Source organism: Pseudomonas sp. MF7453 (genome assembly GCF_016405455.1).
Lineage (GTDB): Bacteria > Pseudomonadota > Gammaproteobacteria > Pseudomonadales > Pseudomonadaceae > Aquipseudomonas > Aquipseudomonas paralactis.
The window spans coordinates 1-15789 of sequence record NZ_JAEKCN010000024.1; the positions used below are offsets into that span (position 1 = coordinate 1).

At 59.5% G+C, this 15789-nt stretch carries 14 protein-coding genes; 6 read left to right on the top strand and 8 right to left on the bottom strand.

Annotated elements, in window-relative coordinates:
- The coding region (gene pvdQ, locus JFT63_RS26550) for a bifunctional acylase PvdQ (RefSeq protein ID WP_198845104.1) at positions 1–1851 on the bottom strand (1851 nt) is incomplete at its 3' end.
- 237 nt (positions 1852–2088) lie between these two features.
- Here pvdQ and JFT63_RS26555 point away from each other — a divergent pair.
- On the top strand, positions 2089–2469 hold the full coding sequence (locus JFT63_RS26555) for a hypothetical protein (RefSeq protein ID WP_057703420.1): 381 nt from the start codon (positions 2089–2091) through the stop codon (positions 2467–2469).
- A 15-nt stretch (positions 2470–2484) separates the two neighbouring features.
- Here the strand turns inward: JFT63_RS26555 and JFT63_RS26560 are convergent, their stop codons facing one another.
- Together JFT63_RS26560 and JFT63_RS26565 are read right to left on the bottom strand one after the other, a co-directional pair.
- A complete protein-coding gene (locus JFT63_RS26560) occupies positions 2485–2679 on the bottom strand; it encodes a hypothetical protein (protein WP_057703421.1) in 195 nt (64 codons plus the stop codon).
- A 145-nt stretch (positions 2680–2824) separates the two neighbouring features.
- Complete coding sequence (locus JFT63_RS26565; RefSeq protein ID WP_198845105.1) at positions 2825–3079, bottom strand: hypothetical protein; 255 nt, start codon at positions 3077–3079, stop codon at positions 2825–2827.
- A 137-nt stretch (positions 3080–3216) separates the two neighbouring features.
- Here JFT63_RS26565 and JFT63_RS26570 point away from each other — a divergent pair, with 137 nt between their 5' ends.
- Positions 3217–8136 carry a membrane-targeted effector domain-containing toxin gene (locus tag JFT63_RS26570; protein ID WP_198845106.1) on the top strand — a complete coding sequence of 1640 codons (4920 nt, stop codon included), beginning with the start codon at positions 3217–3219 and terminating at the stop codon, positions 8134–8136.
- Positions 8137–8187: 51 nt separating this feature from the next.
- Here the strand turns inward: JFT63_RS26570 and JFT63_RS26575 are convergent, their stop codons facing one another.
- From JFT63_RS26575 to JFT63_RS26595, 5 genes are read right to left on the bottom strand one after another with little or no spacing between them, the layout of a single operon-like run.
- Entirely contained in the window at positions 8188–8937 is a 750-nt protein-coding gene (locus JFT63_RS26575) for an ABC transporter permease (protein ID WP_438811474.1), read from the bottom strand.
- 11 nt (positions 8938–8948) lie between these two features.
- Positions 8949–10148 (bottom strand): ABC transporter substrate-binding protein, encoded by a 1200-nt coding sequence (locus tag JFT63_RS26580; RefSeq protein WP_057703425.1) that lies wholly within the window; start codon positions 10146–10148, stop codon positions 8949–8951.
- The gene (locus JFT63_RS26585; protein WP_057703426.1) at positions 10135–10938 is read right to left on the bottom strand and encodes an ABC transporter ATP-binding protein; all 804 of its coding nucleotides are present in this window, start codon (positions 10936–10938) and stop codon (positions 10135–10137) included. The genes JFT63_RS26580 and JFT63_RS26585 overlap by 14 nt, the downstream gene beginning before the upstream one ends.
- Entirely contained in the window at positions 10935–11996 is a 1062-nt protein-coding gene (locus JFT63_RS26590) for an acyl-CoA dehydrogenase family protein (RefSeq protein ID WP_057703427.1), read from the bottom strand. The genes JFT63_RS26585 and JFT63_RS26590 overlap by 4 nt, the downstream gene beginning before the upstream one ends.
- A 40-nt stretch (positions 11997–12036) precedes the next feature.
- Positions 12037–12597, bottom strand: a complete 561-nt coding sequence (locus JFT63_RS26595) for a carboxymuconolactone decarboxylase family protein (protein WP_032875627.1) — start codon at positions 12595–12597, stop codon at positions 12037–12039.
- A gap of 103 nt (positions 12598–12700) precedes the next feature.
- Here JFT63_RS26595 and JFT63_RS26600 point away from each other — a divergent pair, with 103 nt between their 5' ends.
- The 4 genes from JFT63_RS26600 (at position 12701) to JFT63_RS26615 (ending at position 15786) form a co-directional block, all read left to right on the top strand.
- On the top strand, positions 12701–13606 hold the full coding sequence (locus JFT63_RS26600) for an AraC family transcriptional regulator (protein ID WP_186560635.1): 906 nt from the start codon (positions 12701–12703) through the stop codon (positions 13604–13606).
- A 199-nt stretch (positions 13607–13805) separates the two neighbouring features.
- Complete coding sequence (locus JFT63_RS26605; RefSeq protein ID WP_198845108.1) at positions 13806–14708, top strand: calcium-binding protein; 903 nt, start codon at positions 13806–13808, stop codon at positions 14706–14708.
- Positions 14709–14798: 90 nt separating this feature from the next.
- Positions 14799–15257: an SRPBCC family protein gene (locus tag JFT63_RS26610; protein ID WP_186560633.1), complete on the top strand. Its 459-nt coding sequence runs from the start codon at positions 14799–14801 to the stop codon at positions 15255–15257.
- A gap of 82 nt (positions 15258–15339) precedes the next feature.
- Complete coding sequence (locus JFT63_RS26615) at positions 15340–15786, top strand: DUF411 domain-containing protein (protein WP_057703430.1); 447 nt, start codon at positions 15340–15342, stop codon at positions 15784–15786.
- Positions 15787–15789: the final 3 nt, after the last annotated feature.

The window sequence follows — 15789 nt, forward strand, 5'->3', positions numbered from 1 at the left end:
GGTCAGGGGGTGGGTCGGGTCGAAAGCGACACGCCAGGCCTCGGGGACCTGCTGCAGGTGCTGCATCAGGTTGATGAAGTGCGCCAGGCCGATGCCGCTGTCGAGGTTGGCGCGCCGGTCCCAGGTTTTCAGGCTGGTGCACAGTGGCTGGAGCGCGGCGGCGTCGGAGCCGAGTTGCTTGGCGCAAAAATCGAGCAGGTCCGGCATGACTTGGCCCGCCAGGTACACCTCGTTGTCCATGACCATGTTTTGCAGGTCGCTGACGCTGATCGGCTGTTTGTCCAGGGATTGCAGGCGTTGCAGGGCGAAACGCGCACGTGGACCCAGGCCGATATTGTCCTGGCTGATCACCGGCGAGAACCCGGTCAGCGGCGCCTTGGGGTTGACCATCCAGGCGGAATCGTTGGAATGCTGTACATAATCGGTGCGTAGCAGCTGTGGCAACTGCGCCGCCGGGAAGATCCCGGCTTGCGCAGCCTTGGGGTCGATGTCCCAGGCACAGGCGCTGCGGCTGCCGTCGAGCATGATCATGTGCAGGCCGGCCCGTGGGTCGCTGCATGTTGCCAGCTTGGCGGCGCTGACGTTTGGCACCACCGACAGGTTCATGTACAGGCTCTGGCCCTGATCATCGGCAGCCAGGGTGTTGACCCAGGGGATGCCTTGCAGCGTGTGCACCGAGCTTTGCAATTCCTTGAGGCTGCCAGCGCGGTTCATGGCGTACCACTGTTGCAGCACGCGGTCGTTACCCAGATTCGCGTCACGCAGGCTGAAGGCGTATTTGTTGTCCCAGTCCAGCTTGCCGGGCCATTGCACCACGGGGCCGAACTGCGAACTGTAGACAGTGTGGGCAACGTTCTTGAGGCTGCCATCGGCCTGTTTGACCTGCACGGTCAGCGTGGTTTTATCCAGGGCCACAGACTTGCTGTCAAGCATATAGCGCGTGGAATCCCTGGGGTCCAGGGTCAGCCGGTACAGGGTGAAGTGCTTGGAGGTGTCCACGGTATGCGTCCACGCTACGTGCTGGTTGAAGCCGATATTCACCACCGGCAGCCCTGGCAGTGCGGCGCCCATCACATCCAGTTGGCCAGGGATGGTCAGGTGCATTTCGTAGAAACGCATACCACCCACCCAAGGAAAATGCGGGTTGGCCAGCAACATCCCACGGCCATTGAACGAGCGGTCACGCCCCACCGCGACGGCATTACTGCCCCGATCGAGGCTAAAACGTTGCTGATGCGCGGCGGCCTGTTCGAATGCGCGCGCGCCGGGCTGCACACTCGCGATGGCTTGGGGCGGCGTGGCGCCCACCAAGGCTTCGGCGAACTGGCCGACGCCACCTTCTACCAGCAACCGGCGCGTCAGCTTGACCAGATCTTCTTTAACCAGGGGGCGTACCCACGCCGCCTGGCATTGCGTGGGCGCGCCCTGCTCTTTCAGATAGCGGTTATAACCGGCCACGTAGCCTTCGATACGCTGGCGGATTTGCGGGGTCTGCGCACGCCAGAATGCCTGCACCGCGCCGGGTGTATTGAGCCAGGTAAAAAACACATCGCTAGCGAGATTGTTGCGCTCCTCCAGGGTTGCCTGCTCGGGGCCAAAGTAGCGCGCTCGCTGGCCATTCACCGTGACCACTTCATTGGCCAGCAGGCACAGGTTGTCCTGGGCGTACGCGTAACCGATGCCAAAGCCCAGACCGCGCTCATCATTGGCACGGATATGCGGCACGCCGTAGGTGGTACGCCGAATTTCAGCCGACGCCTGCGTCACTTGCTCACGCGCCGAGGCCGCGAAGTTCAGCCCCAGCAGCAACCCTGCCACGCAGACCCTGGACAACCCTTTGGAAATAATCACGCCGACCCCACAGTCAAATTGAACACCCTCGGTAGATACAACTACCCCACCGTAAGGACGCAAATAACCGGGAATAATTTAGCCGCGAAAGGGGCTTATCCAGGCCCGCCACAGTGTGACAAACCTGATACCGACAAATTTTCTACATGCGGCACTTCATGATTTTGCTCTCTCGTTCGTCTTATTGAATAAGAGCACCATCATTTTCCTGATCAGGCTCTGATAAGGAGTTTTTGCATGTACAACCCGCAAGTGCCCACGGATGGACATTCACCGGCTGCCGAAGCCAACTACGGCAACGGCCCACAAGGCTTCGGCAAGGCGCCCGAACAGCAAGGCAACCAGCGCATTCGCCATTTGCTCAAGTGCTTCGGTCTGCGCACCAGCCTGATTCGGCTGAAGGTCATCGACGCCCTCCTCACCGCCGCCGACAATCAGCGCACCCTGGGAGTGCGGGGCGTGCACAGCCACTTGCTGGAGCTGGGCATCCCGTTGTCGTTTCTCAGCGTGCGAGAGGTGCTCAAGCGCCTGTGCAGCGAGGGCGTGCTCACCCTCAATGCCGATAAAAGCTACAGCCTCCATGAAGAGGCTGCCAAAGTGCTCGAAGGTCGCGCCTGACACACGCCCCTTCGATCAGAAGTTCGGCTTGACCTTACGACGCATGATGCCGTTGATCACAACCACCACCACGGCAATCGCAATGGCCAGGTACTGGAAGGTCTTTTCACTGATCACGCCAATGTTCTGCAGGTAGGACAGGCCGAACATCGAGGCCAGCACAGCCAGAGCGATCAAAATCGAGTATTTCAAGCGTTGCTTTTGGGTCATGACGAATTCCTGGACCTGAAGGTTGTATCCACTGTGTATCGCCGCTCATGCCAAGCACATACCCAATTACGGGGACGGCACCGCGTCGGCGGGGTCTTATGTTACAGGCGATGAACAGATTTGGCTTGTCCTACGCCTGACAGACCTATGAAGCCCCGTGGAACATTGAGAAATGCTTCGACGGCTTACCCTGCTGGTTCCCCCGATGATCATGCTGAGCCTGTGCGGTTGTTTCTCTTCCCTCGCGGCGCAGGCTGGCATGATCACCGCGATGATGGCGGCCGAGCTTACGAACGCCGCTGACCCCTTCCGAATACTTCTTCCTATCGACCTGCCCCAGCGTGCACAGCGTGTGCAGCAAGCCCTCTTTTCCCGGTGTTGCTGCACCGATGCGGTACATATTCGTTAATATCATTTCCACGGGCGCCTTCGGAACCTTCCCACGCTCTCACCCCAATTATTCTAGGCCCAAACAAGGAAGAACCATCCCTCGGATATCATCAGGACGCGCGGGCCAATGCCATTGGAATAATTCACGTGATTACAGGTATCGCCCACCATCGCCTGCGCCGGAACATCTCGTCCGATGAAATCCCCCATCCTTCCCACACCCGGCCGATGCCAGGGGCGGCCCGGACAATCGCCATTCCGGACGTGGATGCCATCGCGCCGGTCAGCGCGATTCGTTCCGACCTGATCGAGGGCCTGCAAATAACTGATCAACGCCTGCTGCTCAATCAATACCAGCAACTCAATCAGAACATCCAGGCACTGCTGCTGCGCCAGCCGACGCTCAGCAGCGTCATCGAGCAGCAGTTGACCCGCAGCTTTGGCACTACGCCGCCGGTAGACGCCTCGAAGCTGTATGTGCATCGCTATCGCACCGATGAACAGGGCGAGCGCACGTTGATCTCGATGCAGAGCATCACCGAGGCCCTATTCAATGCGCTGCGCCAGCTCAAGGCATCTCCCAACGCTCAGCCCTCGACCAGTACCCCCGGCACGGAAGTCGGCTTCTACACCAGCGACTCGCCAAGAGAAAGCAGCCAGCAATTGCACGCGCGCGACACCCTCCTGTCGATTGCACAAGCCATCGAAAAAGAACTGCCTCTGAGCCTTGCCCGATTCTGGACCGAGCCACGCACGGGCGAACCCAACCCTGAGTCACCCCAGAACGAGTTGCTCGGTATCCACCGGGAGATGCTATCCACCCTGGCCGCCTTGGGCGTGGAAGACGGTGCGTTAACGCCCGCCGCCAAATCATTGATCGACAAGGCGTTTGAGCATCCAACCCTGCAGGCTCGGGAAAGCGCGATGAAGGATGGTGAAAGACCCGGTGTCTACCCGCTCAAATTGGATACCCCAAGCCCAGAGGGCAGCCTGCTGGCAGGGGCCTTCCTGATCACCAGCAGCGATGGATCGTCGGCGTCACGCCCATTCAATAGCGCACAGACCGACCGAACCTTACTTCCCGGCCAACAGCAAGGGCTGACGGTGCTCTACACGCCTCGCGATGGCTACGAAACGTTCGACAGCCCGGCCAAGGCACTTGCAACGTTGCGTCAACGCATCAACGACGACCCCGAGGCCGCAGCGCAGCTACTGCAAAGCCTGCCGGTGGCGGTGCAGCAGGGCTTGGAGAGTGACTGGAAAAACCAATTAAGCCAGGACCTCTCCCCCGTGGCCGCCGATGTCATTGCCGCAGGCGTGCCGCAGTTGCTGCAACGCCAGGGCCAACAGGTGAACAACGCACTGCAAGCGTTGTATGAATCGAAAAACGTTGAACCGATACTTGTTGACCCCTGGGGGCATCTACTGACTGAGACGGGCCTGCCTGAGGCTGCCGACCTGGGACCGCATTTCGACGGCAACAACGCCCTGTTGGCGCGTGCGCAATGGCTGGACGAGCGCGCGAACAGTATCGACGCGCGCCAGGCACTGGATCAAAGTCTGGGTGATCGTAAAAACTGGCGATACCTGGCGCAAAAACTCAATGAATCTGCCCAGGCCTTGCCGGAAAACCCCACTGAACGTGACGTGTCGGCCCTGCTGAAAAAAACGCCGATGAATATCGCGCCAGATTCCGCCCATTACCAATCTTATATACGCGCACCTGGCATGTCCGTATGCCTCGAAGCGTTCCTCACTGAAAACGGTGTGCCATTGCCCGCAACCGTGGACGACCTGCTGGCATTGGCGCAAACCGCAAAAGCACGGGCACAGCAACACCCCTTGGGCAACTTCGCAGGGGGCCTGTCGTGGCCGATTCCCTTGGATGTCAGCCAACAACACACGCTGCGCATGGCCGCCGTCGAACATGCCGGCATCGATCCCGAATTACCGCAGGAAAATCCCAGGCGCGGCGTACTGGAACATCTGGGCAGAAACCTGAGTTTCTCCGAGCAGGCACTGGATGACCCGGTCAATGTGCTCGAAACCCTGATCCTCTCCGAAGACGGCCAGGCGCTAGGCCAGGCCATGCAAACCAAAATGAATGGTATCGCCACCGACACCAGCGCAAACGACTATGCGCTGGCGGCGATCCAACTGATGCTGGATCCCGAGTCGTTGACCGCGCCAGTGCGAAACCATGTGGCAGGTTTCGACCTGGCGCAGAAAAGTCACTGGGGCAAACCGCTTTCGACCATCACCAACAACCTGCGCCAACACTTGATTGACACGGGGCGTGAATCCCCTGAGCTCGCTGGCGCAGCCGCACATCTGTTACTCAGACGCACGGCGCCGCAATTGCTGGTCAAGAACATTCCTGATTCGGTAGTTTACGGCAGCACCGCGTGGGCGAACCTTTGCATTGCAGTAGCCGCCATTGAAGCCAGGACGCCAGGCCGCGTGGCCACTATGTCTTATGCCGAAGTAATGATCACCGCCGACACTGCAGGCGCCGTGCCCGCCTCTGCGCAAGCCGCAGTGATGTTGGAGTGGGCCGTGGCCAATGACATTCTTCCAGCGAAGGAAGATGCCTTGTATCAGCCAGCTGACCTGGAAAAAGCCCAGGCGCTGTTCAAAGCACAACTCGATAAGCTGATAGAAGCCTCATCGCTCATCGGCGGGAGTTTTCCAAGCCGTAAACAAATGGCGCTGGATCTGCTCTTGAAGACATTCGGCCCGGGCATGGACTTCGAACTCAAGATGTTCTCCAAATACAATGGCGACACGCCCAGCGCTGCGCGCTCACTGGTGGAAATCGTCATGGAAGAACGGGTCATGGACGGTCGCTGGGTACTCACAAAAGAAAATACCGCCGTGGGCCTTGATGCTGTCATCGCCTTCACCAAGAGTGCGCCATTCAATATTCAGCGAGCGTTTGAGGATGCCTTTTCTACCGCCTTGGACAATCATAAGACCGTTAAAAAAACAGCGCTCCTCAACGCACTCAGCAACCTGCCGCCCGAAGACAGAAAAAACTTGACCCAGGGCAAGCTCAATTATTTTCAAGAAAAAAGTTACAAGGTTGGCAGGATCCCTTTTGAAGGCGACACCTTGTTTCACACCAACCCTGCCGTACTGGTCACCACGCAGAACAATGGACAAACCACCACCTATGAGTTCGATACGGTAAACGGCGTTATCCGAAGCCGCGGCAACAGAAAAACACCGGCGGCCCCTGTCAAGTTCTCCAACGAAATAGTCAGGGAAGAGGCATTTTATCCGGACAGAGACAAAGTCAAGATCGTTGACAGCGGGCAATCGATTCTCGCAAGTATCCCGGGCAACCCTGTGCCGGTTTCATGGTTTGACCTGGGTGATTTGAAGGAAAGCAAGCTGGATCGCGAACAGCCCTCCACAGCACCCCAGCCGTACATGTTCCTGAACCCACGCACTCACCATATCGCCGACTCCGTGCTCAAGGCGTTGGACCTGGACAATCCCGCCATCAAGAAAGCCGCTGCGGGGACCACGACCTTTGAGCGTAATCACGAAAAGCTGACGGACTTCAAAGAGTTTTTGCTCAACCTGATTCCCTTCCGTTCCGCAATCGTCAATTTCATGGACGGCAACTACGGCGAGGGGATGACTGACGTCACCCTGGATATTTTCGGTTTGGTCACCGCTGGCATCGGCCTGGCGGCCAAACTCGGAAAAGTACTGGGTGCGGCTGGGTCAGCAGTGAGCAAGGCGCTCAAGGCAACGAAAATCATGGTGCCCGCCCTGCTCAAGGAGTTGAACCCGTTAAACGGCGTGGGTGATCTGCTAAAGGGCGCGGGTAAACGCATTTACGAAGGCGCCGAAGCGTTAGCGGGTGCGGTGTCATCTCTCAAGGGAAGCGCAAGCCACGAAGCGCTGATCAGCGCCGCAAGCCGCTACGAAGCAGCAGCAACCGGGACCTTCAAGGTGGGCAACCAGCAGGTTCATGGCTCTGCCGTCAAACACAACGGTAAATGGTATCCCTACGATGTGCATAAGCAGGAGGCTTACGGTGCGCCTCAAGCTTTTGATCCTGTACATACGCTGATGCCACCCTCACCCCATGCTGACTTTTCCCCTCGGGGGCACGTGAACGTTCGTCAAAACACGCGATTTCAACCCTACAAAAGGCCCACCCCAAAAACACCGAACATCAACGGACCCACGCCAACGATTGTAAACAAAACCGATCATCTGGACGCCATCAAAGACGAATACGTAAAGCATATTAAAGGCCTCCCCAATGAAGGCCACTTCACACCCAGCCGAAGGCAACCGACAGAAGAGCGGTTCAACGCAGAAATGGATGCTTTCCATCAAAAACTGGACCCGTTAAGCCCACAAAATCGCCCCACAATTCCGGAAACGAAACCCTACGAGACAGTGCCCGACCTGATCGAAAAAGCCTTGGACAATTCGGACGTGGTGGTATTCGGGGAGAGTCACCAGCATTTGGCCATGTTCCGCGAAATTGACGCAAGCATCGACCTGTTCAAGCGCAAAAATGTAAAGGTGGTCGGCATTGAAGGTGTCGTCTATGACAACAATGGACTACTCAAGGACGATGGCATGGGCCATACAGGCCCCGGTTTGAGACCCGCCCACCCTCAATTCAATCTGCAAACGCTGCTCAGAAAATTCAAGAATGCCGGAATAGAAGTCGTGCCACTTGACCACTTTTATCTGACACGGCACCGGCATGACCGTAATGCCTACACGAAGCTAAGCGAAACCGAACGAAACCTGAAAAGGCTCAAAGAGTTTAACTACTACGCCGCACGCGTCATTGAACAACACAAGCACAAGGGTAAAGTGATCGCCTTGGTGGGGCGCCAACACATCAACACCACTCAAGGCGTCACCGGTTTGGCTGAGGCGACCGGAGGGATCGGCATCGGTGTTTACGAACGAACAGGCATGAAGGTGGGCTACGGCACGAACTCCACGGATGCCAAACCGGGCCCGATGGGTATCCTGAACGCTGACAACGATCTGGCGGGAGATCTGCAAATCTTTTCGCCGGCAACCTGATAACACGCTAACTAAATAGTTGCCTGCGTAGCACGCGGGCAACGTTCGAGTTCATCCGCCGTCATGCACCCACCGCTGGTGCAACCAACGCGCTAACGCATCCAGCGCAAACCCCAGCAACCCGATCACCACCACCATCGCCATCAACTCCGAATACGCCAGGCGATCACGGGTGTCGAGGATGTAATAGCCCAGCCCCGCACTGACCCCGAGCATCTCGCACGGCACCAGCACGATCCACAGAATGCCGATGGCCAGGCGTACGCCGGTCAACACATGCCCGACCACCCCTGGCAGGATGATTCGACGCAAGGTCTCCCAACGCGTGGCGCTCAGGCTCTTGCTCAATTGCAGCCAGCGCGGGTCCAGTTGACGCACGCCGGCAGCGGTGTTGAGCACGATCGGCCAGACGGCGGCGAACGCCAGCAAGAAGTAGATGGGCTGGTCCCCTACCCCCATCAGCATCACCACGATCGGCATCCAGGACAGTGGCGAGATCATCCGCAGAAACTGGAAGGCCGGCGTGGTCGCGGCTTCCAGATTGCGCGAACTGCCCACCAGCAGCCCCAGTGGCACCCCCACCAACAGCGCAAGAAACAGCCCGACAAAAATGCGTTTGAGGCTCACGGCTATGTGCAGGTACAGCTCACTGCGGCCAAGCAATTCCCACAGGCTGCTGGCGGTGGCCGCCAGCGAAAAGCGCGCCGACAGGCCGTCGGCCTCACCGAACACTTTCACGCCCAGCCACCAGAGCAACAACAAACCTGCCAAGCCGCTCAACCCCAGCCACCAACCCAGGATTCTACCGTTGTTCAAACGCCAATCTCCTCGTGCCGCTCATAGCCGTCCGGCAGGCCGAAGGTCTTCATGCCGCCCACCGCTTCGATCGCATGACGCACGAAACGGTCGTCCACCAGGTCCTTGGCAACGAACGCCGGGTCGAGATCGGCGAGAAACTTCTTGTCGCCTTCGATCAGCGTGTCTTTGAGGCGGCGCACCAGTTCTTCGGTGTAGCTGGGGAACGGGTACGGCTGAAAGTCGATGCGGTGCTCGTCCCAATTGGCGTGCTGGATCGCGCCATCTTTCACATAGAGGTCGCGGTCGGTGGCAGCCGGGGCCAGGACCTTGCTCAACACCGGCTCGGCATGTGGCGTGTAGCGGTTCGGGCCATCCTTGGACAAAAGCTTCACCGCCTCTTCGCGATTCTCGCGGGTCCATACCTGAGCCTTGACGATGGCGTTCACCACCTTCTGCGACCACTCCGGGCGGTTGGTCAGGTCGTGCTCATGCATAAATACCACGCAGCAAGCGTGGTTGCGCCACACATCGCCGGTAAAGCGCTGCACGCGGCCAACCTTGAGGTTCTCGGCCAGGGCGTTGAACGGCTCGGCGACGATATAGCCATCGATGCGCTTGCTGGCCAGCGCGGGCGGCATGTCCGATGGCGGCAACACGATCAGGTTGACTTCATTGGTGGCAATTGAACTGCCGGTCGCACGCGTCACCGGTGTGAGGCCGTTGTCGCGGAACAATTGTTGGACCACCACATTATGGATCGAGTACCAGAACGGAATCGCCACCGACTTGCCACCCAGCTGCTTCACGTCGGTGATGCCCGGCGATACGGTCAGGCCCGAGCCGCCCACATGGTTCCAGGCCACCACTTTGGCCGGCACCTTGCTGCCGTAGCGCGCCCACACGGTCATCGGTGACAACAGGTGAATCACGTTGACCTGCCCCGAAATAAACGCCTCGATTACCTGGGCCCAACTGCGCAACAGTACCGGGCGTTCGGCCTTGATGCCTTCGGCTTCGAACAGACCGTTGTTGTGGGCGACCAGCAGCGGCGTGGCGTCGGTGATCGGCAAATAACCGATACGCACCGGCGCGTCGGGCTCATTGGCGGCGCGGGCCTGCAGGCTGCTCAACAGCGGCAAGGCCCCGGCGGCACTGAGCACCGCCGAGAGTTTGAGAAAGTCACGGCGCGAGTGGGTCAGGTCATCCAGACACATGGCTAAGCTCCTGTTGTTCATGGGGGTTGGGTTGAGGGCGGCTCGCCTGCCGTAAGGTTTTCAGAATCTCGATACGCAGCGCGCCGATGGCCTCGACCTGTTCTTCCCGAGGTTGCGACAAGTCGATATGCCATTCGCCCAGGGTCCGCGCCGGGCGGTTACCCAGTAGCAGGATGCGGTCGGACAGCAATAGTGCCTCGTCGATATCGTGGGTGATCAATACCGCCGCCGAACCTTGTTCACGGTTGACCTTGAGCAGCAGGTGCTGCATGTCGGCGCGGGTCACTTCGTCCAGCGCGCCGAAGGGCTCATCCAGCAACAGCACTTGCGGCTGGCGTGCCAGGCAGCGGGCCAGCGCGGTGCGCTGGGCCATGCCGCCGGACAACTGCGCCGGGAACTGCTGGCGCGCATGTTCCAGGCCCACTGCAGCGATAGCGTGGTCGACACGTGCGCGGCGCTCTTGCACACTCAGGTGCGGTTGGCGGGCGAAGTCCAGGCCAAAGGCAACGTTCTTTTCCAGGTTCAGCCAGGGCAACAGGCTGGGATCTTGAAAGGCCACCGCCACCCGTGGGTGCGGGCCGCTCAAGGCTTCGCCCAATACCTGCACGCGGCCGGCCTGGGGTAGCTGCAAACCGGCAAGCACACGCAGCAGGCTGGATTTGCCCACGCCGCTGGGCCCCAGGATCGACACCACTTCGCCCGCCTGCAACTGCAAGTCGAACCCTTGCAGAACCGGGCCGCTGGCATACCCCAGGCAAATCCCCTGGGCCGTCATAACCGCCTGGCTCATAGATTGGCCTGACGATGCAACTCGGTGCGCAGTTGCACCAGGCTGGGCGTCACAATCGGCACAAACGCCGACTCGCGCCAGCGCCGCGCAAAGCCGCTGCCGTGGGCGGTCAGGTAGGCCTTGCCGCCGCTGGCCTGCAACTCAAGCTGCACGGCGCCGGCGGCGGTTTCTGCCAAGGCAATGCGCAGCTTGAACAAGGGGATCGGCTCAGCAGCAAAGCGCCCGGCCAGCAACCCGCTCTTGAGCTCGCTGACCAGATGGTCCAGCGTCGCTCGCAAGGCTTCCAACTCTTCGCGCAAGACCGTGCGGCTGGCGCCCAAATGGTTGGCTACCTCGGCCAGAGAACGCCGAGCCAGGCCAATCGACATGCCGCACTGCAAGCCCAGAAACGCCGGGCGCACCGCCGGCAGGAACTTGCGCGCGTCCTCGTGCAACAACCAATCACGGCTCAGCTCCACGCCCTCCAGGCCCAGGGCGGCGGTGTTGCTCGATTGCAACCCAAGCAGCTCCAGATCGCGGGAGCGCTGCAAGCCCGCAACAGAATCGGGGATCGCCAGGATAAATGGCGTACCACCGCCCGCATGTTCGATAGCGGCCGCGGCGACAAAACCATTCTTGCGCAGGTTGGTCACCCAATGCAGACGACCGTTGAGCGTCCATCCATGCTCGTTGGGCTCGGCGCTGATCTGCAACGACTCGATACCCGAGATGAACTTCATTGCGTTCGACAACCCGGTGGCTCCGGCCAACTTGCCACTGAGCAGGTCCGGCATCAGTTCTTCGCGCAGGCGCTGATTGGGGCTCTGTAACAAGTACTCGATAAACGAGCGCTGGCCCCAGCACACAAATGCCGCCGCCAGGGAATGGCTGGCCACATTGGCAATGGCCTCGACCGCCCCCGTCACATCACCGCCTAACCCGCCCAGTTGGGTAGGTACACCGATTTTCAGAATATTGGCTTCTGCCAGGCGTGGCAGCACTTCCTGTGGATCGCAACTGCCCACGTCCAGGGCCTGCGCTTGAACATCGAGCCAACGGCTCAAGATAGGGTCAAGCATTCAATGTCTCTCCTTTTACAGCAGGTGGACCAACGCCGATTCAGCTTGCCGGTTTTTCCCAGCGGTATTGCGCCAGTTCAGGGTTCAGCGGGGTACGGGCAAACACGTTAGCGAAGTTGCACAGGGTTGCCAGGCTTACGCCCAAGATGACCTCCAGCGCGTGGCCCTTGGTGTAGCCGGCCGCAAGGAACGCCTCAAAGCCGGCATCGCTGACATCACCCCGAGTGGCGATCACTTCACGGGTAAAGGCGGCGAGTGTCTCATAGCGAGTGTCAGGCAGCTCACCCAACCGGCGCAGGGCCTCGATCACGTTCTCGGGCAGCTTGGCCTTGTTGCGTGCAACGGCGGTGTGGCCGGCGACACAGAAATCGCACCCGTGGGTGGTAGCAGCAATCAATTGCACCACTTCGCGGTCGGCCAGGCTCAGCTCAGCCTTGGCATTCAAGCCGGAGACAGTGATATAGGTTTCCAGCGCCGCCGGTGCGTTGGCCAATACCGCCAGCAGATTGGGGATGAAGCCCGAGGCCTTCTGCGCGTTTTCCAGGAAAGGTTTCGCCGCTTCGGGGGCGGTGTCAGGGGTGAGCAACGGTACACGGGACATGGAGGGGTCTCCTGATGGGTTCGAGTGCGCCAGTCTGTTGGTTCTAAAAAAATCGCTCAATAGGCTAAAGTAGCGATTACTTGCTCTTGAGTCTTTCCATTAGATGAATTCGTCCAGCGCCCTTGTCGATTGGTTATTAGATAGCCTTGAACTCAACACCAGTTTGTTTCACGTCGGCCGTTATTGCGGTGACTGGCACGCCAGCACGCACGGCCTGGCGCAAGCGAGTTTCCATTTGATCGTGCAGGGCGAATGCTGGCTGCATATCGATGGCGATCCGACGCCCCAGCACCTGAATAACGGTGACGCCGTGTTCCTGCTGCGTGACCTGGCCTATCAGCTGTCCGGTGAAAGTACCGCGGCAGGCGCCCGAGAGTGCCCTCGCCGGCCGATGCTGCCCCTCGACAACAGTGCCGTGGACGGCGTGGGGCTGGTCTGCGGCTTCTTTCACTTCCAGTCCGGCTTGTCGGCGCTGATCGTCGACAGCCTGCCCGCCTGGATCATCCTGCGTGCCGGCGACCCATCGTTGACCGCTGCGCGCAATCTTTTCGAATTGATTCTGCAAGAGTGCGAGCGCATACCGGCGCCCTCCTCTGCCTTGCTCGAACGCCTTTGCCACTTGTTGTTTTTGTATGTGCTGCGCCAGCAAGTCATCGACAACACTGAACTCGGCGGGCTGGCTGCGCTGGGTCGGCAACCGGCATTTGCCGGCCTGCTGGAGCAATTGATCGCGCGCCCGGCCGAGCCCTGGAGCCTGGAAAGCATGGCGGCCTGCACGGGGCTATCCCGTTCGGCGTTTTTCAAACGTTTCAGGGAACTATGCGGCCAGTCGCCGGGGCAGGTATTGCTGATGATGCGTATGCGCCATGCCTGTGGATTGCTCAAGGCCGACCAGACCGTGGCCGAGGTCTCGCTGGCAGCCGGGTATCAGTCGGTGGCCGCATTTACCCGGGCCTTTCATAAAGTCACCGGGCAGCAACCTGGCGCCTATCGCAGGGCACAAGCCTAAGCAACCGCCGGTTTACGCTACCCCAGGCAAGTGCTGGTCATGCTGGATATCTGATCGCCCGGGGGGAGCATTAAAGGTTGGCGTAAATGCCTTGACGCAAATGAGTCACCGCCCGCAGGAACCCTTTGGGCCGATCCTCCACGCAAGAGTAGTCATGGCGCACTGTCAGACTTTCTACGATCAACCCGAAGGACACCTGATGCTATTACCCCTCACTCATTCAGCAGTCCCCCATTACTCCACGGCTTCCACCGAACCGCATCGGTCCAAGCCGTCACCCTATGACCCCCCCTCGGACCTGCAGCGGGGCGTACCGAATATCAGGACGCACCTGCTGCTTGAAAAAGGTGATGTGACCTTCAGCCGGGAAATTACCTGGAGCACCCGGAACCCCGAAAAACCGCAGATCAGCTCCAGTCGACTTGTGGTAGAAACCAGTAACGGCGCCGACGAGGTCCACGTGCGCAGTTGGCCGGGCGACAAGCTGCAGTTCATCATCAACGGCAGACCGTATGTGCTTGAGGCCAAAGCACCACAAGGCCCGGATCAGAGCCTTTTGATCAAAACCAATGGCGGCGATGACAGGGTCATCATTGATGATGACGTCAAGCACCGCCTGGAAGTACAGGGTGGCGCCGGAAACGACTTCATCCAGGCCGGCGGTGGCATGTCCGGGCTATTTGGCGGCAGCGGCCACGATATCCTGCTCTTGGGCAGCAACTCTGGCTACGCCGAAGGCAACGACGGAGACGACCTGATCATCGGCGGCAGTGGCAATGCCTTCATGTTCGGTAACGGGGGCAACGACCGACTCGATGCAGGGGTTGGCAATGCACATAAACAGAACTTGCTCGATGGTGGCGACGGCGACGACAAACTGTATGCCGGTAGCGGGACCAACCATCTGATAGGCGGCAACGGCAATGATCTGCTGACAGGGCATGACCGTACGTCTTTCTATACCGGTGAAGGTAACGACCGCATCGCCAATCATCAGCCCACGGACAGCATTCACACGCGGGTCAATGATCAATGGACACTCACCCAAGGCTCGGCCTTGAATGAGGCCAAGCCGGGCAAAGCCGGCGAGCAGCCAAGTTAACCAACGGTCGCAATACTCCCGTGCAAAGCGCGGGAGTCGGACTATTCTGACAGCTCCTAGTGTAAAAACCCGCCACACAGGAGGTGTGTCATGCACGCGACTGAGCAGTCGATCCGCTTGGAGCAGATCAGTCAGGAACGCTTCATCCAGGCCCCAATCGACACTGTCTACGATTATGTGACCCAGCCCGACCGCTGGCACGAATGGCACCCCACCTCCCTCAGCGCCGACACCGGCACCCGCGGTTCACTCCCGGTTGGCTCGCGTTTTACTGAAGACATCAACCTGCTGGGCATTCGCGTATCCATGAGCTACCGCGTGCAAATCGCCCGCCGCCCCGACGAGTTCAAGACCGTGTTCACCTCCCTGGCGGTGGACGGGTCTATCCATTATTTCTTGCAGGCCCATCAGGGTGGCACTCGGTTCAAGCGTGTATTGACGTATGAAACCGAACTGCAACTGGCCACCTTGCACGAACGCATGATCAAACTCTCTGCCACCGCCCTGGACCAGCTCAAGCAGCGGTTGGAAAGCCCAGGCTTCGTATAATTTAGAAACATTACCACCGCGTCTCGGTGTAAAAAGCAGGGAGAATGCGCGCTTTATTGCTGCGCTTTCAGTGAGACCCCTGATGACAAACCCATTACGACTGGCCTTGCTCTGCGCCCTGTTTGCCGCCCCCCTGGCCCAGGCCGCCGAACTGATTCCCATCGATGTGCACCGCGACGCCAACTGCGGTTGCTGCAAAAAGTGGATCAGCCATCTGGAGAGCAACGGCTTTAAGGTCAACGATCACGTTGAAGCGGATATGAGTGCGGTCAAGCAACGCCTGGGCGTGGCCCCGCGACTCGGCTCGTGCCATACGGCTGTGATCGACGGCAAATTCGTCGAAGGCCATGTACCTGCCGAGCAAGTGATGGCCTTGCGCAAACGCGACGACCTGTTGGGTCTTGCCGCACCGGGCATGCCCCTGGGCTCACCAGGCATGGAAGTTGAGGGTCGCAGCGAGGCCTATCAAGTCATTGGCCTGACGCGCGACGGCAAGGATGTGGTGGTAGCCGACTACCCGGCACACTGACCG